This window comes from Massilia glaciei (genome assembly GCF_003011895.2).
Taxonomy (GTDB): domain Bacteria; phylum Pseudomonadota; class Gammaproteobacteria; order Burkholderiales; family Burkholderiaceae_D; genus Telluria_A; species Telluria_A glaciei.
This window is the reverse complement of the sequence record NZ_PXWF02000021.1, coordinates 1-23,058: the sequence shown is the minus strand read 5'-3', so window position 1 is coordinate 23,058 and position 23,058 is coordinate 1. Positions and strand designations below refer to the sequence as shown.

General features: G+C 66.5%; 16 protein-coding genes. 11 read left to right on the top strand and 5 right to left on the bottom strand.

What is annotated here, in order from left to right:
* Nucleotides 1–81 precede the first annotated feature (81 nt).
* Genes glpD through C7C56_RS01585 form a run of 4 tightly spaced genes read right to left on the bottom strand, consistent with a single transcriptional unit; the run spans nucleotide 82 to nucleotide 5,387 of the window.
* On the bottom strand, nucleotides 82–1,629 hold the full coding sequence (gene glpD / locus C7C56_RS01600) for a glycerol-3-phosphate dehydrogenase (protein ID WP_229457877.1): 1,548 nt from the start codon (nucleotides 1,627–1,629) through the stop codon (nucleotides 82–84).
* Nucleotides 1,619–3,109, bottom strand: a complete 1,491-nt coding sequence (glpK, locus tag C7C56_RS01595) for a glycerol kinase GlpK (RefSeq protein ID WP_106755757.1) — start codon at nucleotides 3,107–3,109, stop codon at nucleotides 1,619–1,621. Before glpK ends, glpD begins: the two co-directional genes overlap by 11 nt.
* Nucleotides 3,106–4,023 (bottom strand): alpha/beta fold hydrolase, encoded by a 918-nt coding sequence (locus tag C7C56_RS01590; RefSeq protein WP_181372976.1) that lies wholly within the window; start codon nucleotides 4,021–4,023, stop codon nucleotides 3,106–3,108. The genes glpK and C7C56_RS01590 overlap by 4 nt, the downstream gene beginning before the upstream one ends.
* Nucleotides 4,020–5,387: an alpha/beta hydrolase family protein gene (locus C7C56_RS01585; protein ID WP_106755755.1), complete on the bottom strand. Its 1,368-nt coding sequence runs from the start codon at nucleotides 5,385–5,387 to the stop codon at nucleotides 4,020–4,022. The genes C7C56_RS01590 and C7C56_RS01585 overlap by 4 nt, the downstream gene beginning before the upstream one ends.
* A 180-nt stretch (nucleotides 5,388–5,567) precedes the next feature.
* On the opposite strand from C7C56_RS01585, the gene C7C56_RS01580 reads away from it, so the two are divergent.
* Entirely contained in the window at nucleotides 5,568–6,392 is an 825-nt protein-coding gene (locus tag C7C56_RS01580; protein WP_106755754.1) for a TetR/AcrR family transcriptional regulator, read from the top strand.
* A gap of 264 nt (nucleotides 6,393–6,656) precedes the next feature.
* Here C7C56_RS01580 and C7C56_RS01575 read toward each other — a convergent pair whose 3' ends face one another.
* Nucleotides 6,657–7,724: an alpha/beta hydrolase family protein gene (locus C7C56_RS01575; protein ID WP_106755753.1), complete on the bottom strand. Its 1,068-nt coding sequence runs from the start codon at nucleotides 7,722–7,724 to the stop codon at nucleotides 6,657–6,659.
* A 297-nt stretch (nucleotides 7,725–8,021) separates the two neighbouring features.
* On the opposite strand from C7C56_RS01575, the gene C7C56_RS01570 reads away from it, so the two are divergent.
* The 10 genes from C7C56_RS01570 (at nucleotide 8,022) to ssb (ending at nucleotide 22,741) form a co-directional block, all read left to right on the top strand.
* Nucleotides 8,022–9,452 (top strand): serine hydrolase domain-containing protein, encoded by a 1,431-nt coding sequence (locus C7C56_RS01570; RefSeq protein ID WP_146204232.1) that lies wholly within the window; start codon nucleotides 8,022–8,024, stop codon nucleotides 9,450–9,452.
* A gap of 119 nt (nucleotides 9,453–9,571) precedes the next feature.
* The gene (locus C7C56_RS01565; protein ID WP_106755751.1) at nucleotides 9,572–11,995 is read left to right on the top strand and encodes a TonB-dependent receptor; all 2,424 of its coding nucleotides are present in this window, start codon (nucleotides 9,572–9,574) and stop codon (nucleotides 11,993–11,995) included.
* Between the two features lie 87 nt (nucleotides 11,996–12,082).
* Nucleotides 12,083–13,012, top strand: coding sequence for a VOC family protein (locus C7C56_RS01560; RefSeq protein WP_106755750.1), 930 nt, complete (start codon nucleotides 12,083–12,085; stop codon nucleotides 13,010–13,012).
* Nucleotides 13,013–13,798, top strand: coding sequence for an SDR family NAD(P)-dependent oxidoreductase (locus tag C7C56_RS01555; RefSeq protein ID WP_106755749.1), 786 nt, complete (start codon nucleotides 13,013–13,015; stop codon nucleotides 13,796–13,798).
* Between the two features lie 34 nt (nucleotides 13,799–13,832).
* On the top strand, nucleotides 13,833–14,600 hold the full coding sequence (locus C7C56_RS01550) for an SDR family NAD(P)-dependent oxidoreductase (protein ID WP_106755748.1): 768 nt from the start codon (nucleotides 13,833–13,835) through the stop codon (nucleotides 14,598–14,600).
* 263 nt (nucleotides 14,601–14,863) lie between these two features.
* On the top strand, nucleotides 14,864–16,471 hold the full coding sequence (locus C7C56_RS01545) for an AMP-binding protein (RefSeq protein WP_181372975.1): 1,608 nt from the start codon (nucleotides 14,864–14,866) through the stop codon (nucleotides 16,469–16,471).
* 40 nt (nucleotides 16,472–16,511) lie between these two features.
* Nucleotides 16,512–17,873 (top strand): MFS transporter, encoded by a 1,362-nt coding sequence (locus C7C56_RS01540; protein WP_106755746.1) that lies wholly within the window; start codon nucleotides 16,512–16,514, stop codon nucleotides 17,871–17,873.
* Between the two features lie 11 nt (nucleotides 17,874–17,884).
* Nucleotides 17,885–19,861: a beta-galactosidase gene (locus tag C7C56_RS01535; protein ID WP_106755745.1), complete on the top strand. Its 1,977-nt coding sequence runs from the start codon at nucleotides 17,885–17,887 to the stop codon at nucleotides 19,859–19,861.
* Nucleotides 19,842–21,992, top strand: coding sequence for an alpha-galactosidase (locus tag C7C56_RS01530; protein WP_106755744.1), 2,151 nt, complete (start codon nucleotides 19,842–19,844; stop codon nucleotides 21,990–21,992). The genes C7C56_RS01535 and C7C56_RS01530 overlap by 20 nt, the downstream gene beginning before the upstream one ends.
* Before the next feature lie 245 nt (nucleotides 21,993–22,237).
* On the top strand, nucleotides 22,238–22,741 hold the full coding sequence (ssb, locus tag C7C56_RS01525) for a single-stranded DNA-binding protein (protein WP_106755743.1): 504 nt from the start codon (nucleotides 22,238–22,240) through the stop codon (nucleotides 22,739–22,741).
* The last annotated feature ends 317 nt before the right edge of the window (nucleotides 22,742–23,058 follow it).

Here is a 23,058-nt window from a genome sequence, read left to right as displayed (position 1 = left end):
AGCTAACTGGATACCCCTTATATAATAACAGTATTCATGCCGATCGCAAACGCATGCGGCATCGACAACGAAATCGCCCGATCAGCCCGCCGCGGCGCCCGGTTCCGGCGCCGAAGTCCCCGCGCGATAGGCTTCGATCCAGCGTTCGAGCCGGATCCGGTCGTCCGGGCCGCAGCGCAGCCCCTGCTTGGTGCGGCGCCATAGCACGTCGTCCGCGCAGCTGGCCCATTCGACATCGACCAGGTAGCGCAATTCGCGCTCGTACAGGCCGGGCGCCACCAGCTCGCCCAAGTCGCGCAGGCCCGCCGTTCCGGCCAGAAAGCGCACGGCGCGGGTGCCGTAACTGCGCGCGTAGCGCTGCGCCAGTTCGGCCGCCAGCCATGGGTGGAGGGCGCGGAACGAGGCCAGGAAGGCTTCGAAGCTCGCCGGTGAGATCTCGGCCACGGTCGCGGCGATGTCGCCGCCCGGCAGGAATGCGGTTTCGGTCCAGCCGGCGGCGGCCTTGCCCAGCCGGCCGGCCACCATCTCGAGCGCGTGTTCGGCCAGCTTGCGGTAGGTGGTGATTTTACCGCCCCAAACGTGCAGCATCGGCGCCGCGCCGGGCGCCCATTCGAGCAGATAATCGCGCGTGACGGCCGACGGATTGTCGGTGCCGTCGTCGAGCAAGGGGCGGACGCCCGAATAGCTCCATACGACATCCTTGCGGCCGATCTGCTTTCGGAAGCACTGGTTGGCCAGGGTGCACAGGTAGGCCACCTCGCCGTCGTCGATGGCGACCGCGGCAGGGTCGCCGGCGTAGGCCAGGTCGGTGGTGCCGATCAAGGTGAAGTCGCCCTGGTACGGAATCGCGAAGACGACCCGGCCGTCGGCATGCTGGAACAGGTAGGCCTGCTTGTGCGAGAACAGGCGCGGCACCACGATGTGGCTGCCCTTGACCAGCCGCACGCTGCGGCCCGCCTGGCCGGCTTCGCCCATCTGCGCAACCTGTCCGGCCCACGGCCCCGCCGCGTTGACCACGACCTTGGCCCGCACGGTGCACGCATGGCGGCCTTCGAGCCGGGCGCGCCAGGCGCCGCCATCGGCCACCACCTCGGCGCAGCGCGTACCAGTCAGAATGGTGGCGCCCCGTTCCTTGGCGTCGAGCGCGTTGAGCACCACCAGGCGGGCGTCGTCCACCCATGCGTCGGAATAAGCGAAGGCCTGCGTGCAGCCGCCCTTGAGCGCGGCGCCGGCCTCGTGCTTGTCGAGCCTGAGCGCCGCCGACGCGGGCAGCAGCTCGCGCCTGGCCAGCCGGTCGTACAAAAACAAGCCCGCGCGGATCATCCACGCAGGCCGTCCACCGGGCAGCCGTGGCAGCACGAAACGCAGCGGCGATATGATGTGCGGCGCCACGCGCAGCAACACCTCGCGCTCGCGCAGTGCTTTGCGCACCAGGCCGAATTCGTAGTGTTCGAGGTAGCGCAGCCCGCCGTGAATCAGCTTGGTGCTGGCCGACGAGGTGTGGCGCGCAAGATCGTCGCGTTCGCACAGCACCACCGACAAGCCGCGCCCGGCCGCGTCGCGCGCGATGCCGGCGCCGTTGATGCCGCCGCCGATCACCAGCAAATCGCATTCGATCTCACCGCGCATGGTCATCCTCCGCGCGCCACTGGCGCGCATGCGCGACCGCACGGCGCCAGCGCGCGATGGCCGCCTCGCGCCGGTCGTCCGACCACGACGGTACAAAAGCGCGGTCGAGCCGCCAGGCTATGCCGCCCCCTGCGCCGTCGCCCCCGGCCGTCGCCAACGCCGCCAATCGGGCCGCACCGAGCGCCGTCGTTTCGGTCACGCGTGGGCGCAGCACCGGAAGTCCCAGCAGGTCCGCCTGCAGCTGCATCAGGTAGTCGTTGGCGCAGGCGCCGCCGTCGACCCGCAGTTCGGTCAGCGTGACGCCGGGCGCCTGCCGCATCGTCTGCAGCACGTCGGCGCATTGCAGCGCGATCGCATCGAGGCCGGCGCGCGCGATATGCGCCTTGCCGCTCGAGCGCGACATGCCGGTCAGCGTTGCGCGCGCCCCCGCGTCCCAGTACGGCGCGCCCAGGCCGGTGAAGGCCGGCACCAGGATCACGCCGCCGCTGTCGGCCACGCTGGTGGCCAGTGCCTCGATCTCCGAGCTGTGGCCGATCACGCCCAGGTCCCTGAGCCAATGCACGATGGCGCCCCCCATGAACACGCTGCCCTCGAGCAGATAGTCGGTGCGTCCGTCGACGCTCCAGCCCACGGTCGTCAGCAACCGTTCGCACGCGGCCGGCTTGGCGCCGGTATTGACCATGATGAAGCAGCCGGTGCCATAGGTGTTCTTGGCCATTCCCGGCCTTACGCAATCCTGGCCGTAGGTCGCGGCCTGCTGGTCCCCGGCCACGCCGCCGATAGGCAGCTCGGCGCCGAACCAACGCGCGTCGGTGTGGCCGCGCACACCGCTGCTGGGCACCACTTCGGGCAGCACCGCGCGCGGAATGTCAAACAGGTCGAGCAGATCCTGGTCCCAGCAGCCTCGGTGGATGTTGTACAGCATGGTGCGCGAGGCGTTGGATGGGTCGGTCACATTCACCCGCCCGCCCGTCAACTGGTACACCAGCCAGCTGTCGACGGTGCCGAAACATAGTTCGCCACGCCCGGCGCGTTCGCGCGCCCCCGGTACATTGTCGAGCAGCCAAGCCAGTTTGGTGGCCGAAAAATACGGGTCGATCACCAGGCCGGCGGCTTGGCTGATGAAATCCGCGTGCCCCGCCGCGCGCAGCGCTTCGCAGGCGTCGTGGGTGCGCCGGTCCTGCCATACGATGGCGTTGTGCAGCGGCAGGCCGCTGCGGCGGTCCCACAGCACCGTTGTCTCGCGCTGGTTGGCGATGCCGATGGCGTCAATGTGCGCGGCGCCGATGTCGGCGACGGCCGAGCGCGCGGCGGCAAGAACGCCCTGCCACAGCGCCATCGGATCGGCTTCGACCCAGCCGGAATGCGGATAACTAAGCGCGAGATCTCGCTGCGCGCGTGCTGCGATCACGCCTTCGCGGCTGAACACGATCGCGCGCGAGCTGGTGGTGCCTTGGTCGAGGGCCAGGATGTAATTCATTGGCCGCCCGTACGCAGCAGGAATTCGCGCACCGCCTGCGCCGTCGGCGAGGGTTTCTCATGCAGCAGACCGTGACCTGCGTCCTCGAATCGGCAGATCTCCAAGTTGGGCACATAGGCCTCGAGGCCGTCGAGCAAGACAGGCAGCAGGATATCGTCGCGCATGCCCCAGATAAGCAAGGTCGGGGCGCGCACGCGGACCTCGCCGACCAGCTGCTGGCGATCCTCGTCGTAGCCGTCGTCGGCACCCGGCACCACGAACGGCGCGGCGCGGTACCAATTGAGCATCGCCGTCAGCGCGCCGGGCGTGCGCCAGCCCTGCATATAGACTTCTTTATCGAGCGCGTCGACCAGGCCGTAGCGCTCATGGCCCGCCAGCGTGATGGCCCACAGCGCTTCGCCGTCGGCGCCGAGGCCCTCCTCGCAGCCCGGGTCGCGCAGGCGCGCCATGTATTGGGATGCGGCGCGCTGGGCCGGATCGTGGTCGAGCGCCCATTGGAGGCGGTTTGGATGCGGTGCATTCAAAATGACCAGACGGGTTACGCATTCGGGATGGCGCGCCGCGAAGTACCATGCGAGCACGCCGCCCCAGTCGTGCCCGACCAGCACGCAGCGCTCGGCGCCGTAGTGCCTGAGCAGTGCAAGCACGTCGCCGCACAGCGCCTCCGGGGTGTAGGCGGAGGTCGGCGCGGTTTTGTCGGACAGGTTGAAGCCACGGTTGTCGGGCGCCACCACATGGAAATCGGGCGCGAGCGCCTGCATCACAGGGCGCCAGCTGTACCAGCACTCGGGAAAACCGTGCAGCAGGATGGCAAGCTCGGCCCCGGCCTCGCCCGCCTCAGCCACGTGGAACGGCGCGCCGTCGAGGCTCACCGTCGCGTGCCGCACCGGATGCAGCGATCCCGCCGGTCTCATTTGCCCGGCTCGCGGCGATGCATTTCGAGGCCCACCGCCCAGCGGCGCTGGAAGCCCGGCCAGTACGCGGCCGAGGTGCCCGAACCGGTGCCAAAGGCGGCGCCACTGCTGCTGCCAAACGGCAGCGGCCAAGCCGCGTCGTTGGCGCGCACCGGCGACAGGTCGAGGTACTTGGCCATGCTGCGGTCGCCCTTGAGGTGCTGGTCGAGGAAGGCGCCGATGAAGTGCTGGTTGATCGCCATCAGGCGGTCGCGCCGCCATACCGGCTCGTCGAAATATTCGCGCGCCCCAAAGTCGGCGGCCGCCGCCGGCGTGGGATTGCCGGCGATGTTGTGGCGCGCGTTCTGGTACACCAGCATGTGGCGGCGGGTGCCGCTCAGGCCGGCGAACAGCCACGATACGCCATCCTTGTAATCGACAATGTCGTCCTGGTCGCCGCTGATGATCAGGGTGGGCGCGCGCACCGCGGCCAGCGATGCTGGGCTCCAGGCGCGGTTGGCGACCTGGCCGCCCCAAGGCGCGATCAGCACCAGCGCGTTCAGTGCGGCCGGCGCGGCCTGCGGGGACCCGAAGGTCAGCGGCAGCAGCGCCGGCTCGGGAATGCCCTTGAACGAAGCGCTGGCCTTGTCGTAGCCCGCGCCGGCGGAAGCGAGCGCGCCAAAGCCGCCCATCGAGTAGCCGATCAGGCCGACCGACTTGGCGTCGATGATGGCGCCGATGGCGTCATCCTTGCTGGCCGCCCGCTGCAGCAGCGTGTCGATCACGAAGCGCTGGTCGCGCGAGCGCAGCAGCATGACCGAGCCGAACGACAGGCCGAAGGTGGCGCCGTCGGTGAACGACTGGTCGGCGTGGTCGATCGCCGCCACCACGTAGCCCTTGGAGGCCAGGCTTTCTGCGAGGTAGCTCATCATGGTGCCCCAGCCGCCGAACCCGTGCGAAATGAGCACCAGCGGATACCTGGCGCCCGCCGCGGGCGCGGCATCGCGTCCGGCCACCGCAGCCACTTCGAACGATGCCCCCGGTTTTGCGCTGCCCATGGCCGGTACCATTGCGGCATACCCGGCAGATGGTGTCACGGGCCCTTTGGCCGGGTACCACAGGTGCACCCGCAGCGTGCGGTCGGAGACGAATTCATTGCCGCCGGATTTGACCATCAGCGCCAGATCCGGCTGGCGCGGGCTGACCATGCTGATGCTTTGCACGCCGACCGGCAGTTTGCCCAGGCCGGCCAACTGGGGGGCGTCGATCGACGCGACCGAGGGCGCGGCTGGCATGGCGCCGGCGTATGAGGCGCCGGCGGGAATCAGTGGCGCCGTCAATAGCAGGCAGCGCGCCAGGGTCGAAGCCAGGGTCGATCGCAACATTTTGTACTCCTCGCAGAAAAAAAACCGGACTTCGGCCGGGTTTTAATTATAATATTCGTCAATAGTATCGCTGTCTGCCCGGAGCCGTCAATATGCCGGCGGCCAGAAAGCGCGGCCGCCGCCGGTTTTTGTCGGCACAATTGTATAATCGGTAAATAACGAAACGAGAGAGAACCGTCGATGAGTACTGTGCGCACCGTAAAAGCAGACACGCCGAAAGCGCCGCGCCGTCGCCTGGCGCCCGAAGACCGCGTCGAGCAGATCCTCGATTGCGCCGGACAGCTGATCATGGACGGCGGCCTGACCGAGATCTCGATGGAACGGCTAGGCCGCGACGCGGGCGTGAGCAAGGCGCTCATCTACAATTATTTCCCCAACCTGACCGACCTGCTGCGCGCCCTGCTCGAGCGCGAGATCGTCCATCTGCGCGAAAAAAGCGTGCGCGTTATCGCCGACTCGGGCGACTTCGCCGACATGATCCGCCAAACAACCCGCATGTACGTCGAGCACATCGCGACCCGCGGCTCGCTGTTGCAGCGCCTGTGGCAGGAGCCCTCGGTGGCGCGTGCCGTGGCCGACAAGAATTTGCACAGCAAGGACGAAGCGACGCGCTACTTCGTCAAGCGGGTGCGCAAGGAATACGGGCTCCCGCTCGAAGTGGCGATCGCGGCGGTCGACATGCAGATGTCCATGACCGAAACGGCGGCCCAGCACAATTTCAATTCGCGTGACGATATCGACCTGGCCACCGACATTTGCGTGCGGCTGCTGCTGGGAGGGCTCGAGGCATTGGCCAAGGCTTACCAGGACAAGCCGGAGGCCGCTCCCGCGCCGGCGAAAAAGCGTGCAGCGCCGGCTGCGGAAAAAGCGAGCAAGGGTGTCAGTGAGGTCAAGGCGACGAAGCCCGCGAGTGCAGCCAAGGCGACGAAACCGGCGCGTGCAGCCAAGGAGGTCAAACCCGCAGCTGCGGTGAAAAAAGCCGTGGCGCGCAAGGCCGGCGCCTGACGCGAGCGTTCCAAGCGTTAAAGAAACCGCGAACCGAATTCAAGAACGGCGCGTCCTCCCTATCGTCATCCCCGCGAAAGTGCAAACGCATGCGTTTGCCCCATGCTGAGCATGCAGCCACGCGCCGTCGCCAAATTTCGACGGCGTTGTTCGCGGGCCGACAGGTTCGAACTGCGCGTTTCGGCAAACTCAGTATGGGTCCCCGCGTGCGCGGGGAAGACGTGCATGGTTCCTACCTCATTCGTGTCGCGAGAGGTGTCGGTTCTACTTGAGCGCCGGCTTATAGGTATCATCCCCCGGCGTCTTGGTCCACGCGCCCTGGTCGTGCACCATCTTGTTGGCCGAGTTCATGTGCGTCCCAATGGCGGCATTCGAAGACGAGGCACTGGCCGCGGGCAGCCCACTGCCGAACAACGGACGTGGCGCAAACCCATACTCCCACCAGTAGGTCCACACCGCGGCCATGTGCTTGCCCACCAGGTCAAGCCCGCCGAAATACCAAGGCTTGAGTTCGCGGTAGGCGGTCTCGTTCATGATGGTCTTGATATCGGCGGCCGAAGCCACAACCGAAGTGGCGAGCGATTCGAAAATGACCCCTTTTGCCCTTAGCTGCTGCACGATCGCGAGCCCGGCCTGCCCCGTGGTGCCGTTATTGAGCCAGCTGCGCGAATCACCAATGAAGGCCGGATCGAGCAGCACCACGCGGTTCGGCCGCAGGTTCGCCGCAAGCTCGCCGCGGTCGACCGCATCGCTGATCAGCTTGGCCGTGACCACCACCATCTGCGACCCTAGCGAGTGCCCCACCAGACGGATGTTGTTGCCAGTGTAGCCCGCCATGGCCGACGCGTACGAGGCGAGCATCAGCTGCGCCGCCGTCTGGGTGACCTGGCCGCTGACATACGAACCGTCGGCTTTGCGCCAGCGCATTCCCGTGTTCCCGGCGGTGGTCCAGATCTTCGCCTCGGCGTCCTTGACGTCACCCTCGTCGGCGAACTGGTTCCAGTAGAAGATGCCGGTGTTCCAGCCGTCGCGCTTCCACGGCGCCGTCAGGTCCTGCGCGATGCCGCTCTCGCTGCTGCGGTCGAAGGTTTCACGATACAGCAAAGGGGTTTTGTCACGCTGCCAGCCATGCACATAAATCACCGTCGGCCGCACGCCACCGTAGTAGGGATTGGCTACCCCGGGCACCGCCTTTTGCGACGTCGTTTGGTTTCCGAACCAGTACACGCCGTAATCGAGGTTGTCGAACAACGCGCGGTCGGCCGCGACGGCCGACGCTGCACTCAACGACACGGACAACAGCACCAGCGCCTTGCAAAAAATTCGTTTCATCAGAAATAGTCTCCATTGGTTTTTGTTTGCTTGCGGACGGTTCGCCTGGCCCGACTGGCCAGCTGCACGCGTTGCCCGGTATGGCCCGGTTCTTATAAGACAAACCGTCAATAATACTAGGTCAGCCATGTTTGAGTGTCAATTGAACAAGCGGCGGAGCTTGTGCAAACGTCTCATTACTGACGAATTGAACAATAATTGTTGACCCGCCCCGAAGCCGCAAATACTATTGACGGTAATTACAACAGTGCGCGGGGCGGGTGACTGCTCCTCCACCAAACCATAACGGAGACCTTCATGCTGCAAGCAACCCTCACCCCGGCCGGCGCCGCCCATTCCAACGCAGCCGGACGCGGTCTTCTCCGGCCCGCCGTGGCGCAAGCCGTGGCCGCCATGCTGGCCGGCGCGGCGCTGCTGGCCCCGGCCGCGCAGGCGGGCGACTGCGGCCTTGACGCCGCCCGGCTCGAAAGCATCCACGCGATCGACAAAGCGGTCGTCGACCGCGGTTTCGCGCCCGGCATCGTCACCTCGATCTACTGCGAGGGGCGGCCCGTCCTGACGCACGCCCACGGGTTGGCCGACGCCGCGCGCCAGCAAGCGATCACGCCGGAGCACCTGTTCCGCATTTATTCGATGACCAAGCCGGTCACCAGCGTGGCCGCCATGATCCTGGCCGACGAGGGCAAGCTCGGGCTCGACGATCCGGTGGCGCGCTTCATCCCCGAGTTCGGCACCGCCACCGTGTACGACGCCGCGCAGCCAGGCGGGGCCACGCTGGCGCGCGCCGTCACGGTGCGCGACCTTCTGCGCCACACCGCCGGCGTCACCTACCGCGGCACCGACAACGCGGTGCAGAAAATGTACGTCAAGCGCGGCATCGACAACGGCGGCGGCGCGGTGGTGGTGCCCGAGGACGATTCGAAGCCGGTCGCCGGCCTGGGCGAAATGGCCAGCCGCATCGCGGGCATTCCCCTGCTGGGCCAGCCGGGCGAGCGCTTCACCTACGGTAACTCCACCGACGTGCTGGGGCGCGTGGTCGAAGTCGCGTCGGGCCAGTCGCTGGGCGCGTTTATGGACGAGCGGATCTTCAAGCCGCTCGAGATGCGCGACACCAGCTTCGTGGTCAGCGCCGGCAACCAGGCGCGCCTGAGCGCGGCCTACTGGGCCAAGTCGGCCGCCAAGGGCGACGCCCGCATCCTGAAGGCCGCGGAAACCGGCGCGCTCGAGCGCGGCAGTTTTTCGATCGCCGAAGACCCCACCAAAAGCGTTTTCGCCAAACCGCGCGGCATCGAATTCGGCGGCGCCGGCCTGGTCTCGAGCGCCGCCGACTACCAGCGCTTCCTGCAGATGCTGCTGGCCGGCGGCAGCGCCGGCGGCAAGCGCATCGTGAGCGCGGCGGCGGTGGCCGAGATGACGCGCAACCAGCTGCCCGAGACCGCCCTTGCCAATCCGCAGATGGTGGCGCAGGGCCTCGGCTTCGGCCTTGGCTTCGCCACCATCGTCGATCCGGCCAAGGCGCCGGCGCCGGTCTCGCCGAGCTTCTATTTTTGGGGCGGGGCCGCGTCCACCTACTTCTGGGTCGATCCCGAACGGCGCCTGTCGGGCGTGGTCATGACCCAGGTGTTCGGCGGCGACGTGTCGGCGTTCTACGTGGACATCCTCAAGCAGGCCTACCCTCCCGCGCCCGTCAAAACGGCCGCCGCCGCAACACCGCAAAACATTAATTGACGATGTATACAATAAAGGTTGACACCGCCAACCCGATTGATTAATCTTATTGACGGTTAGTATTATAATGAATTGCCCCACCGGAAACGGAAGCGGGCGTTACCATACTGGAGACTCGCATGACCCAATACAAGCAAGGCACCGCACGCAAAGACGCGCCGGCCAACTTCCGCAAAACCGTCCTGGCGTCCCTGATCGCCTCCCTGATGCTGCCCGTCGCAGCGGGCGCGGCGGGCGCCGGCGCGGGCCAGCAGGCGGCAGCCACGCCGGCAGCCACGGCGCCGGAAGCTTCGGCCCAGCCGCTCGAAGTGGTCGTCGTCACCGCCCGCAAACGCACCGAGGCGCTGCAGGCCGTGCCGGTCGCGATCAGCGCGTTCACGGCCGACAGCCTGGAGCGCGCCAAGATCGTGGCCGCGCCCGACCTGCAGTTCTCGATCCCAAACGCGGTTTTGACCGGCAACGACCGCTTCACCATCCGCGGCATCGGCAACAACTCGCTGGGCGGCGACAACGGCGTCGGCCTCTCGCTCAACGGCGCATCGATCGGCTACCTGCCGCAGGACGAGTTCTACGACATCGAGCGCATCGAAGTGCTGCGCGGCCCGCAGGGCACCCTGTTCGGCCGCAACACCACCGGCGGCGGCATCGCGGTGACCACCAAGCGCGCCAACGGCAAATTCGGCGGCGAGTTCAACATCGAACTGGGCAACTACAACGCGACCCGTATGGGCGGCACCCTCAACATCCCGATCAACGACACGGTGATGCAGCGCTTCTCGGGCTACTCGCTCAAGCGCGACGGCTACACCCGCAACGAATTCACGGGCAATAAGATCGACGGGCGCGACCAATACGGCCTGCGCAGCTCGACCCGCCTCGACCTCGAGGACTACGGCCAGGTCAACCTGATGCTGGGCACATACAAGGAGGACAGCTCGCGCGCGCGCGAAGGCAAACGGCTTTGCAAGGCTAGCCCTGTGCTCGGCTGCAGCGCCACCGAACTCGGTTTCGATTCGCCCGACGCCACCGCCACCATTTTGCAAACGCTCGCGCGCTTCTTCACCCCGTTCCCGGCTGGCGGCAATATCTACGCCGGCGCCCCCAACCCGACCGACCTGCGCGCGGTGGCCGCCGACACCGACCCGAGCTTCCTCATGAAGCACAACTTCGGCACGCTCGACTACACGCTCGACATCGGCCAGTTCAGCGCGACCTACGTGGCCGGCTACTCGAGCTTCAACACCGAGCAAAACACCGACTGGGACAACGCCGCGCTGCCGTTCCGCTTCACCAAGCCGATCACCTACAGCGTCGACCGCGACACGGTGGTCACGAGCGACCGCATCCTCACGACCGACAGCTCGGTCGCCGCGAGCCAGACCTGGTCGCACGAAATGCGGGTCAGCTCGCAGTTCAAGGGCACGTTCAACTTCACGGGTGGCCTGTTCCACCTGCGTTCGAGCGGCACGGGCGGCTTCTACATCTGGAACCCGATCATCGAGTCGTTCCAGAAGGCCCAGGGCCGTCCGCCTGAAACCTGGTTCGTCAACGGCGAAACGAAGCGTTCGACCACCAGGGCGACCGCGCTGTTCGGCGAAGGCGAACTCAAGTTCAGCGACAAGCTGCGCGCCACCCTGGGCGCCCGCCTGACCGAAGAGAAGAAGACCAGCCTCGGACGCAATATCGTTTTGTCGGGCACTGTGCCGTTCAAGCAGTCCGAGCTCGACTGGAAGTGGTGGACCGGCCGCGCCTCGCTCAATTACGCGCCAAACCGCGACACCCTGCTCTACGGCTCGGTATCGACCGGCTACAAGGGCGGCGGCTTCAACGCGGGCAATGCCACGGTGCCGGAATTCGATCCCGAGACCGTGACCGCCTACGAGATCGGCTACAAGACCACGATGCTCGACCGCAAGCTGCGCGCGAACTTCTCACTGTTCTACAACGACTACGCCGACATGCAGCTGGCGCAGCGGATCGCCGGTTCGGCCATCACCTCGAATGCCGACGCCAAGATCCGAGGCGCGGAGGCCGAGTTCCTGTGGGCGCCGAGCAAGGCCGTCTTGCTCGACCTCAACCTGTCGTACCTGGACACCAAGATCGGCGACTTCATGACGATCGACGCCGCCAACCCGGCCCAGAGCGCGACCGTCAAAACGCCCGAGGTGTTGGTGAACCTGCGCGGGAACAAGCTGCCGCACTCGCCTACGAGCAAATACAAGATCGGCGCGCAGTACACCATGGGCATGTTCGGCAGCGGCTGGAATGCCACCGCGCGCGTCGACCACGTGCACCAGGCGAGCTACTTCGCGCGTGAGTTCAACACCGTGAACGACCGCATCGACGCCTGGGGCGTCACCAACCTGCAACTGCGTTTCACCAGTCCTGACAACAAGATCGAGGTCAAGACCTTCGTCAAGAACCTGAGCAACGCGGACAACCTGACCAACATCATCATCGAAGATGCGCTGATCGGCAGCTACCGTAATGTGCGCCTGCTCGATCCGCGCACCTACGGCGTGCAGGTCCAGTACAAATTCTAAGAACCACGGAGCACGCGCCCGCATGGGCGCGTGCATCGTTGCGACCACCTTCCGCATCATCGAATCGAACATCTCCAGCCCTCACCTATGATCAAAGGCATACACCACGTCGCGCTCGCGGTGGCGGACCTTGACGCCGTCGAGCGGTTCTATCGCGCCGCCGCCGCACTGGCGCCGGCCGCGCAAGAACTGCCTCTGCCGCTGCCGGCCGGCTTCACCGCTGCGGTCATGCTGGGCGGAGCCAACTGCTCGCTGCGCCTGCTGGCGACGCCGCGCTCCGCGCCGCCGCCGCGCCCGGTGTGCGACGCCGGCATCACCCATTTCTGCCTTCAGGGTGTCGACCCCACGGCCCTGCACGCGCGCTTCGGCCAGGCCGGCGCCGGCTTCCATTCCGACCTGGTCGATTTGGGCACCGGCTACCTGTACTGCTATGCGCGCGACCCCGAGGCCAACGTCATCGAGCTCGAAGGCGTGGCGCCGGTGTGGGAAAACACCACCCCCTGGTTCGCGCATGTGGCCATGTCGACCGCGCAGATCGGCCCGATGGCTGACTTTTACTCCGCCGTGATGGGGACCGACGCGAACCGCAGCCCGCGCATGGGCAAGAGCCGCCGCATTGACCGCGTGGCGGCGCTCAAAAACGTGGAACTTGAGGCGGCCTGGATCCCGGGCGCCAACATGCAGGTCGAAATAATGCAGTACTTCGAACCGGCCACCATCGCCCGCGCCGAGCGCGCGCCCATGCTGGAACCGGGTTATCAATACATCGCCCTGGAAGTGGACGACGTGGCGGCAGAGCTGGCGCGCCTGCAGTCGCTTGGCGCGGGCGTGCCGGCCGAACTGGCCGCGCACCGCGGCGATACGCGCGCCTTCTGCGCCGACCCCGACGGCAACCTGTTGCTGCTGCTGTCGCTGCCGGCGGCGCAGGCGATGCACGCCATCGACGCCCTGCCGGATCCATCGATCGTGGCCCGCCTGAACGCCCTGGGCAGCCGCGCAAAAAATGAAAGCCAATAAATGAAAAACACAGATAACAGGCCGCTGCAGGACCGGGTCGCGATCATCACCGGCGCCGCCCGCGGCATCGGTCTGGCCGCCGTCGACAAGCTGGCCAAGGCCGGCGCCAGCATCGTCGCCTTCGACCTGACCATGGAAAGCCTGGACGACGCCGCCGAACTGGCGCACACGCACGATGTGCCGTTTTTGGCGTTCAGGGGACGGGTCGAGCGCGCCGACGACTGGCAGCGCGTGACAATCGAGACCATGAACCGCTTTGGCCGGATCGATATTTTGGTCAACAACGCCGGCATATCCGGTCCCATCGGCTCGTTGTTCGATTGCACCGAAGAGTTGTTCGACCAGGTCATGGCGATCAATGCCAAGGGCGTCTTTTTGGGCATGAAGCACGCCGGCGCGGCCATGAAGGCGAACGGCGGCTCGATCGTCAATATCTCGTCGGTCTCCGGATTGGGTGGCGGGCGCTTCACGATCGCCTACACCGCCAGCAAGCACGCGGTGGTCGGCATGACCAAGCTGGCCGCGTCCGAACTGGCAGCCTTCAAAATCCGCGTCAACGCGGTGTGCCCGGCCCCCACCGCCACCGAAATGATGTTCTCGATGGAGCGCGAGCAGTCGCCCGGCGACCCGGCCGCGGTGCGGCGCGGCATGTCGCGCCTGATTCCGCTGGGACGCTACGGCGAGCCGGAGGAAATCGGCGACGCCATCTTGTTCCTCGCCGGCGACACCTCCTCATTTATCTCCGGCGCGGCCATTCCGGTCGACGGCGGACTCAAGGCAAGCTAAAAGCCAAGTTAAAAGAAAAGACAAGGACACGATCATGGATCTCGGATTAAAGGGTAAACGCGCACTGGTCACCGGCGGCAGCCGCGGCATCGGCCGCGCCATCGTCGAAGCGCTGGCCGCCGAAGGCGTGTCGGTCGCCACCTGCGCCCGCGGCGCAGAAGGCGTGGCCGAAGCGGTGGCCGCGGCCAAGGCGAAGGGCGTGGAGGCCTACGGCGAGGCGTTCGACGTGCGCGACCCGGAGGCGCTCAAAGGCTGGTTCGAACGCGCCAGAGCCCACCTGGGCGGCATCGACATCGTCGTCAGCAACGCCTCGACCCGTCCCACCGCGACCGGCGAGCAGCTCTGGCGCGACGGCTTCGAATCGGATCTGATGCACCACGTGCGCCTGACCGAACTGGCGCTGCCGGCGCTGCAGGGCAACCCGGGCGCCAACATCGTCTTCATCGCCTCGATCGCCTCGGTGCTGACGGTGGTCCCGCCGCACGAACAGGCCTACGGCGCCATGAAGGCGGCGGTGGTCAACCTGGCCGGCCAACTGGCGTCGAGCCAGGGCGCGGCGGGCATCCGCATCAACGCCGTCTCGCCCGGCCCGATCCTGTTCCCGGGCGGCGAATGGGACCTGAACCGCACCGCCCGTCCCGGCCTGTTCGCGGCCGCTTCGCGCATGCCCGCGCTGGGGCGCCTCGGCACGCCCGAGGAGGTGGCCAACGCGGTGGCCTTCCTGGCCAGCCCGGCGGCCTCGTACATCACCGGCACCAACCTGCGGATCGATGGCGGGCTTATCAAAACCGCCAACTTCTGACAGCTAGGAGGCTGTCGGACTTAGGGAGTCGAAGCGAAAAAAGTGACGGGCGAGGACAGATTTTGACGATTTCGCAGTGCCAATAGCGAGCTATTGGCCGAGAAAGCGGCGAAATATGGACCGTCCGACACTTTTTGCAGCCGACGATCCTAAGTCCGACAGCCTCATAGGTATTCACACCGATCTATTTTAATATTGGCCAACAAGACCGCATGCCCACAAGGGCCATCGCGGCAGGGTCGGCAAGACGGAGACGAGCAGCGATGAAAGTGTCAACACCCGACGCAAGCAAGGTCGATTTCAGGAACTTCAAGGACGAGCTGCGTGAACACGCCCGTACCTGGACCCAGTCGACGGTGTTCGCGCGCGAGAATCCGGACGGCCCCGCGCTGTACAGCTTTTTTGGCAACCGCAGCTTTTTGCAGCTGCACCAGAACGCCAACCGGGTCGCCAACGCCCTGCTGGCGCTGGGCCTGCACCGCGGCGACGCCATCGCCCTCATGGTGCGCAACCGTCCCGAGTTCGTCGAGGTCCTGCTCGCCGCGATGCGCATCGGCCTGCGCCTGACACCGATCAACACCCACCTGACCGCGCGCGAGGCGTCCTACATCGTGCACGACTGCCAGGCCAAGGTGCTGTTCGCCGAGGACGCGCTGCTGCAGGCCATGGCGGCCGATGTCGCCCTGGCGCCGCCGACCGCGCGCACCATCGTGGTGGGCGCGCCGGCCGGCCTGCGCGAACGCTACGAGGCGATGATCGCCGTGGCCTCGCCCGAACTGCCGTCGCCGCTGGCGGCCGGCACGCTGATGCTGTACACCTCGGGCACCACCGGCTCGCCCAAGGGGGTTTTGCGCGAGGAGCCAGAAATAGTCGAGCCCCAGTACGAGGGCACGTTCACCAATTACAATCCGTTGGCCGATGTGGCGATGTGCTGCGGCCCGGCCTACCACGCGGCCCCGCTGCTGATCGACGTGCGCTGGCCGCTCGCCTCGGGCGTGCCGCTGGTGCTGCTCGAAAAATGGGACAGCACCGCCGCGCTGGGCCTGATCGAAACCCACAAGGTCACCCATGCGCACATGGTTCCGACCATGTTCCAGCGGCTGCTGGCGCTCGATCCGACGGTGCGCGCGGCCTACAACCTGTCCTCGCTGCGCTTCGTGGTGCACGGCGCCGCGCCCTGCCAGCCAGAGGTCAAGCGCGCCATGATCGCCTGGTTCGGCCCCATCATCACCGAATACTACGGCGCCACCGAAGGCGGCAACGGCATCAACGTCGACTCGCAGCAATGGCTGCGCAAACCCGGCACCGTGGGCTGGCTCAACCCGGCGCTGGGCCACCGGCTGCTTGGCCCGGACGGCAACGACGCCGCGCCCGGCGTGGTCGGCGAGATCCATTTCAGCGCGCCGAAGGATGGGCGCTTCCAGTATTTCGGCGACGCCGAAAAAACCGCGCAAACCTACCAGGGCGACTACTTTACGCTGGGCGACTTTGGCTACGTCGACGAGGACGGATTTTTGTTCCTGACCGGCCGCGCCGCCGAATGCATCATCAGCGGCGGCGTCAACATCTACCCGCAGGAAGTCGACAACGTGTTGCTGGGCCACCCGGCCGTGGCCGACGCCTGCACCGTGGGCGCGCCCGACGCCGAATGGGGCGAACGGGTGGTATCGCTGGTGGTCACCCGGCCCGGCTACACGGCCTCGCCCGCGCTGGCCGAAGAACTGATGGCCTGGTGCGCCACCCAGCTGGCCGGCTTCAAGCGCCCCCGCAAGATCCATTTTGAAACCGAGGTGCCGCGCACCGCCACCGGCAAGCTGCTGCGCAAGAGCGCGCGCGAGCGCTTTTGGAACGAAGCGGAGCGCGCGATATGACATCCATTGCAAGCATCAACGACCTGCCGGAGCACGCATCATGACCAAATCCACCTCCTCGATGCCGGCCTGGCGCCTGCTTTCGTACGGCACCATCAACCTGCCGCTGTCGTTCGTCGGCTACCCGCTGGTGATTTTCATCGCCCCGTTTTACGCGGGCGAGCTCGGGCTGCCGCTCAGCTGGCTGGGCATCATGCTGTTTTTGGGCCGCATGTCCGACGTGATCACCGATCCGATCATCGGCATCGGCAGCGACCACACGCGCAGCCGCTTTGGCCGCCGCAAGCCGTGGATCGCGGCCGGCATCGTCATGATGACGCTGGGCGTGTACAAGCTGTTCATGCCGGAGCCGCCGGTCGGGCTCGGGTACTTCCTGCTGTGGGTCAGCGTGGTGTATGTGGGCTTCACCATGGTCACGCTGCCGCACGAGGCGTGGGGCGGCGAACTGTCGGCCAGCTATCACGAGCGGACAAAAATCACCGGCTCGCGCCAGTTTTTTGGCCTGATCGGTTTGGTCGCGGCGACCGCGGTGCCGGCGTATGTCATGTCGCAACCGGGCGGCACCAGCGGCGCCGTGCTCGAGGCGCTGGGATGGGTCGTCATCATCGCGCTGCCGATCACCGGCGCCTGGCTGATGTGGGCCGTGCCCTCGGTGCCGGCGAACGACGTGTCGCCCGGCGTGTCGCTGCGCAGCGGCCTGCGCACCATGTGGCGCAACGGCCCGTTCGTGCGCATGCTGATGGTGCTGCTGCTGGGCGTGATCGGAGAAACCTTCCGCCAGACGATCACCCTGTTCTATGCCCGCGACGTGATCGGCGTGAGCAACCTCGGCAGCATCTACCTGCTCTACTTCGGCGTGGGACTGGCCGGCATCCCCGCGTGGATCTGGCTGGGCAACACCATCGGCAAGCACCGCGCGCTGGGGGTGTCGTTCACGACGCTGGCGGTGCTGTCGCTGGCGATGCTGCCGCTCGGCCACGGCGACGGCGTGATGTTCACGGCGCTGTTCGCGGCCAAGGGTTTCTGTTTCGGTTCGCTCCAGATGCTGCCGTCGGCGATGATCGCCGATGTGGTCGACGTCGACGCGGCGCGCAGCGGCAAGAGCCGCCAGGGCTTGTACTATGCGGCTGCCGGCGTCGCGCTCAAGCTGGGCATGGCGCTCGGCCAGGGCCTGTCGCTCAATATGCTCGACCTGGTCGACTTCAATGCGAAAGGCGCCAACAGCGCCGACGCGATTTCGTCGCTGGCCATGATGTACTGCATTCCGTGCGCCACATTGTTCATCATCGCGGTGCCGCTGGTATGGCGCTACCCGCTGACGGCGGCGCGCCACCAGAAGATTCGCGGCCGGCTCGACGCCAGGCGCGATGCGACAGCCGCCATCGTGAACGCGTCGCCGTGAGTGATGGCGCAATGAAGCTAGGCGTTTGCTATTACCCGGAGCAGTGGCCCGAACAAATGTGGGACGACGATGCCCGCCGCATGAAGTCGATGGGTATCTCGCTGGTGCGGATCGCCGAATTCGCGTGGAGCCGGATCGAACCGGCGCCGGGCCAATTGGTTTGGGACTGGCTCGACCGCGCCATCGAAACGCTGCACCGGCACGGCCTGCAGGTGGTCATGTGCACGCCGACCGCCACGCCCCCAAAATGGCTGGTGGACCGCGATCCGGGAATGCTGGCGGTGGACCAGCACGGGCGCGCGCGTGCGTTCGGGTCGCGCCGCCACTACTGCTTTTCGCATCGCGGCTATCGCGCCGAAGCGGTGCGCATCAGCGAACTGGTGGCGCAGCGCTACGGCGAGCATCCGGCGGTGGCGGCCTGGCAGACCGATAACGAATACGGCTGCCACGACACCATCGTGAGCTACTCGGAGGCCGCGCGCGAAGGCTTCCGCGCATGGTTGGAGCGCCGCTACGGCGACATCGGCACGCTCAACACGCAATGGGGCACCGTGTTCTGGAGCCAGGAGTACAACGGCTTCGACCAGATCGATCCGCCGATCGGCACCGTCACCGAGGCCAATCCCGCGCACCGGCTCGACTACCGCCGCTTCGCGTCGGACGAAGTGGTCGCCTTCAACCGGCTGCAGACCGACCTGCTGCGGCGCCGCTCGCCGGGGCGCCCGGTGAGCCACAACTTCATGGGATTTTTTACCGAGTTCAACCACTACGACGTCGCCCGCGACCTCGACATCGCGACGTGGGACAGCTACCCGCTAGGCTTCACGCAGAATTTTTTCCTGGCGCCGGCGGAAAAGGCGCGCTGGGCGCGCATCGGCCATCCCGACATCGCAGCCTTCCACCACGACCTGTATCGCGGCATGTGCAACGGCCGCTGGTGGGTCATGGAGCAGCAGCCGGGCCCGGTCAACTGGGCCCAGTGGAATCCGGCCCCCGCCGCCGGCGTGGTCCGGCTGTGGAGCTGGCAGGCGTTCGCGCATGGGGCCGAAGTGGTCAGCTACTTCCGCTGGCGCCAGGCGCCATTTGCGCAGGAGCAGATGCATGCGGGACTGAACCGCTGCGACAACACGCTCGACATCGGCGGCGAGGAGGCCACCCAGGTGGCGCGCGAAGTGCGCGAGCTGGCCCGGCATGTGGGCGGGCAGCGCGTGGTGCCGAGCACGCGCGTGGCGCTCGTGTTCGACTACGAAGCACAATGGATGGCGCAGATCACGCCGCACGGCGCCGACTTCAATTACCTGGAATTGGCGTTCGAAGTCTACAGCCAGCTGCGCCAGTTGGGACTCGACGTCGACATCGTGGGGCCGCACGCGGCCGTGGCGGACTACGCGCTGCTGGTGCTGCCGTCGCAAATGCACGTGGGCGAACAACTCGCGCAGCGCCTGCGCACCTTTGCGGGCGCCATCGTGATGGGACCGCGCACCGCGTCCAAGACCGAGGGCTTCAGCTTGGCCGACGGCGCCGCCGCCGCGCTGCTGGCGCTGGTGGCCGGCGTGCGCGTGCTGCAGGTCGAATCGCTGCCACCCGGTGTGTCCGATCCGGTGCATGGTTTGCCGCAGCCCGCATGCGCCGGGCGCTGGCGCGAGTGGCTTGAGTTGAACGGGGCAGTGGCCGAAGCGCGCTTTGAGGATGGCCGCTGCGCGGTCGCCCGCAACGGCTTGTGCCGCTATGTCGGCGCATGGCTCGACGCCGCAGGCTGGCGCGCAGTGCTGGCCGCGGCCGCGACGAGCGCCGGCATCGAAACGGTGGACCTGCCCGCCGATGTGCGCATCAGCCGCCTTGACGGCCTGGTATTCGCCTTCAATTTCTCGCAGCGCGAGGTCGGCTGGAAGCCCGCGCAAGCGAGCCTCCGCGTGCTGGGGGACGAGACACTGGGGCCACTGCAGATGAGCATTTGGAAGCTCTCCGATGCCGTCGCCGGACACTGACTCGGCACGTCTGCGCGCCGGCGCGGCCGGGCAGCAAATCGACTGGCTGTTGACGCCGGGCGCCGCGCCGCGCTGGGCGCACTGGGGCTGCGCCTTTGGTGGCGACATCGCCGCCGCCGGCGACCCGCTGCCGCCCGCCACGCTGGACAACGATCCGCGCCTCGAACTGTGCCCGGTCGAGGGCAGCGGCTGGATGCACCATCCCGCGCTGCAAGGGTTCCGCCCATCCGCAGCCGGCAATCTGGACTGGGCGCCCGCCTGGACCGGCTGCACGCTAACCCGCGACGGCGCCGATGTCAGTGTGGTGCTGGAGTCGCCCGCCGCCGGCCTGCGCTGGGAACAGCGTTGGAGCCTGGCCGCGTCGGGCGCGCTGTGGACCGTCACGACCAGCATCGAAAACCTGGGAATCACGCCGTATCAACTGTGCTGGCTGGCGGCCGTAACGCTGCCGCTTCCGCCGCAAGCTTGCAGGGTCCTTACCTTGGGCGGGCCGTGGGCAGGAGAATTCAAGGAGCACTGGGACCACCTCCCGGGAGCCATGTTCCGTCGCGATAACCGGCGCGGCCGCAGCTCGCACGACTGCTTCCCGGGCGTGATGGTGGGCGGCGCCGGCCTGGGCGAGGACAGTGGCGAAGGCTGGGGGCTGCACCTGGGCTTCTCGGGCAGCCACAGCCTGCTGATCGAGCCGCTGACCGACGGCCGGCGCCAACTGCAGGCCGGCGAGCTGCTGCATGGCGGTGAACAGCTGCTCGCGCCGGGCCAGCGCTACAGCGCGCCGCCCGCGTATGCCGCCTACAGCGCGCGCGGCCTGGCAGGCTTGTCGGCCGCGTTCCACGCGGTGCTGCGCGACCAGATACTGCAATGGCCGGGCGCCGCGCGCGTTGCGCGGCCGGTCCACATCAACACCTGGGAAGCGCTTTACTTCGACCACGACCATCAACGCCTTGCGGCGCTCGCAAAGGCCGCCGCCGCGGTGGGCGTCGAACGCTTCGTGCTCGACGACGGCTGGTTCCACGGCCGCGCGCACGACCGCGCCGGCCTGGGCGACTGGTGGCCCGACCGCGCCAAATATCCGGACGGGCTGGGACCGTTGGCCAGCCTGGTCGAGTCGCTCGGCATGCAGTTTTGCCTGTGGGTGGAGCCGGAAATGGTCAACCCCGACAGCGAACTCTATCGCGCGCATCCGCAATGGGCATTGGCCGTCCCCGGCGACAAGCCGCTGTTGGGGCGCAACCAGCTGGTGCTCGACCTGACGCTGGCCGAAGTGACGGACTACCTGTTCAACAAGATCGACCTGCTGCTGGGCGGGACGCCGATCCGCTATCTCAAATGGGATATGAACCGCGACATGGGCCCGGGCACGTCGAAGGGGCGCGCGACGCACGGCGCCCAGGTGCGCGCGCTGTACCGGCTGCTCGAGCGCGTGCGCAGGGCGCATCCGCTGGTGGAGATCGAAACCTGCGCCTCGGGCGGCGGGCGCGTCGACTTCGGCATCCTCGCGCACACGCACCGGGTGTGGACCAGCGACTGCAACGACGCGCTTGAACGGGTCGCGATCCAGCGCGGCTTTTTGCGCTTCTTCCCGCCCGAGATCATGGGCGCGCACATCGGTCCCGCGCCGGCGCATACGACCGGTCGCGCGCACCGCATCGATTTCAGGGCGGCCGTGGCGCTGATCGGCCATTGCGGGATCGAGGCCGACGTCAGCACCATGGACGTGATTGAGAGGGAACGCCTGGCCGCGTGGATCGCCCAGCACAAACGCCTGCGCGGCGTGATCCACGGCGCCGCGGTGCACCAGGGGGACATCGTCGACGGCGTCACCTACACCGCATGCTGGAACGAAGAACAGCGGGCCGGCGTGTTGTGCGTGTTCCGCACCGCCGCCGCCCATCAACGCTACCAGTCGCCGCTGCAACTGCCGTGGCTGGCGGCGATACCTTCGCTGGTCGTGCGGGCGGCGCCCGTCAACGACGTCGCCCTGCCCGAGGGCTGGGGCGACTTGGCGCCGGGCCGCCGAATGGCGGGCGCGGCACTTGCGGCGGCCGGCCTGCCGCTGCCGCCGATGCGTCCCGAGAGCGCCTGGATTGTCGAACTGAGGGTTTCCGAGCCCGAATCCGGGGATAGCTGAGCGCCAAAGGATAACTGCTTTTTGGTTCAGGGCAGGGTATACTGGGGGATGTCAGAACACCTATTTCTTTCGCATAGCGGCAGAGTTTGAAACACTTCCCGAAGCGACTTACCTAAGCTTTTCCCCTGGAAAGGCTTAAGTTGTTGTTTCTTAAGAACCTACAGTGACACCACGTATTGGCGAGTGACAGCCCGGTTTGGCTAGTGACCACGAATATTGGCCGTCAGCACCAACAGGAGTTATTCATGGCATCAGTTAACAAAGTCATCATCGTCGGCAATCTGGGCCGCGACCCGGAAATCCGCTACATGCCGAGCGGCGACGCCATCGCCAACATCGCCGTCGCGACCTCGTACAAATCGAAGGACAAAAACACCGGCGAAGCAAAAGAAACGACGGAATGGCACCGTATTTCGTTCTTCGGCCGCCTGGCCGAAATCGTCGGCCAGTACCTCAAAAAAGGTTCGTCGGTCTACGTCGAGGGGCGTTTGCAAACGCGTAAGTACACCGACAAGGACGGCGTCGAGAAATACGCGACCGACATCGTCGCCGAAAACATGCAAATGCTCGGCGGCCGTCAGGGCATGGGCGGCGACAGCGGCATGGACGACGGCGGCTACGACAGCCAGCCACAGCAAAGCCGCCAGGCACCGGCCCCGCGCCAGGCGCCACCACCGGCACCGGCGGCACGTCCTGCGCCACGGCCAGCGCCGAATTTCTCGGACATGGATGACGACATCCCGTTCTGACGCCTAGTCAGATCGAGATGGAAACTATGCCCTGCAAGTCTCTGATTTGCAGGGCATTTTTCTTGTTTACATATTTTCCTTGACGCGGTTGGTTGTTTATATATAACCTATTCACAGAAAATGTAAACAGGGGCGCCCTTTGGCATCAAAATTTGCCGTGAAATTAGGTGACTGTTTAGCCCAACCTGTTGTAAACGCGCAATTGTAAACTTTTCCAAACCGGTGCATGATGCCGGCCATGTTAACGCTCGCACCTCTCCCTGACCTCACTCATCTCTCGCACCCCGAAAAGAACGTGCTGATCGAGACGCTTCATG

Bases quoted from the DNA above. Each gene is read 5' to 3' on its own strand.
- glpD (WP_229457877.1), bottom strand. From the start codon at position 1,629: ATGCGCGGTGAGATCGAATGCGATTTGCTGGTGATCGGCGGCGGCATC.
- glpK (WP_106755757.1), bottom strand. From the start codon at position 3,109: ATGAATTACATCCTGGCCCTCGACCAAGGCACCACCAGCTCGCGCGCG.
- C7C56_RS01590 (WP_181372976.1), bottom strand. From the start codon at position 4,023: ATGAGACCGGCGGGATCGCTGCATCCGGTGCGGCACGCGACGGTGAGC.
- C7C56_RS01585 (WP_106755755.1), bottom strand. From the start codon at position 5,387: ATGTTGCGATCGACCCTGGCTTCGACCCTGGCGCGCTGCCTGCTATTG.
- C7C56_RS01580 (WP_106755754.1), top strand. From the start codon at position 5,568: ATGAGTACTGTGCGCACCGTAAAAGCAGACACGCCGAAAGCGCCGCGC.
- C7C56_RS01575 (WP_106755753.1), bottom strand. From the start codon at position 7,724: ATGAAACGAATTTTTTGCAAGGCGCTGGTGCTGTTGTCCGTGTCGTTG.
- C7C56_RS01570 (WP_146204232.1), top strand. From the start codon at position 8,022: ATGCTGCAAGCAACCCTCACCCCGGCCGGCGCCGCCCATTCCAACGCA.
- C7C56_RS01565 (WP_106755751.1), top strand. From the start codon at position 9,572: ATGACCCAATACAAGCAAGGCACCGCACGCAAAGACGCGCCGGCCAAC.
- C7C56_RS01560 (WP_106755750.1), top strand. From the start codon at position 12,083: ATGATCAAAGGCATACACCACGTCGCGCTCGCGGTGGCGGACCTTGAC.
- C7C56_RS01555 (WP_106755749.1), top strand. From the start codon at position 13,013: ATGAAAAACACAGATAACAGGCCGCTGCAGGACCGGGTCGCGATCATC.
- C7C56_RS01550 (WP_106755748.1), top strand. From the start codon at position 13,833: ATGGATCTCGGATTAAAGGGTAAACGCGCACTGGTCACCGGCGGCAGC.
- C7C56_RS01545 (WP_181372975.1), top strand. From the start codon at position 14,864: ATGAAAGTGTCAACACCCGACGCAAGCAAGGTCGATTTCAGGAACTTC.
- C7C56_RS01540 (WP_106755746.1), top strand. From the start codon at position 16,512: ATGACCAAATCCACCTCCTCGATGCCGGCCTGGCGCCTGCTTTCGTAC.
- C7C56_RS01535 (WP_106755745.1), top strand. From the start codon at position 17,885: ATGAAGCTAGGCGTTTGCTATTACCCGGAGCAGTGGCCCGAACAAATG.
- C7C56_RS01530 (WP_106755744.1), top strand. From the start codon at position 19,842: ATGCCGTCGCCGGACACTGACTCGGCACGTCTGCGCGCCGGCGCGGCC.
- ssb (WP_106755743.1), top strand. From the start codon at position 22,238: ATGGCATCAGTTAACAAAGTCATCATCGTCGGCAATCTGGGCCGCGAC.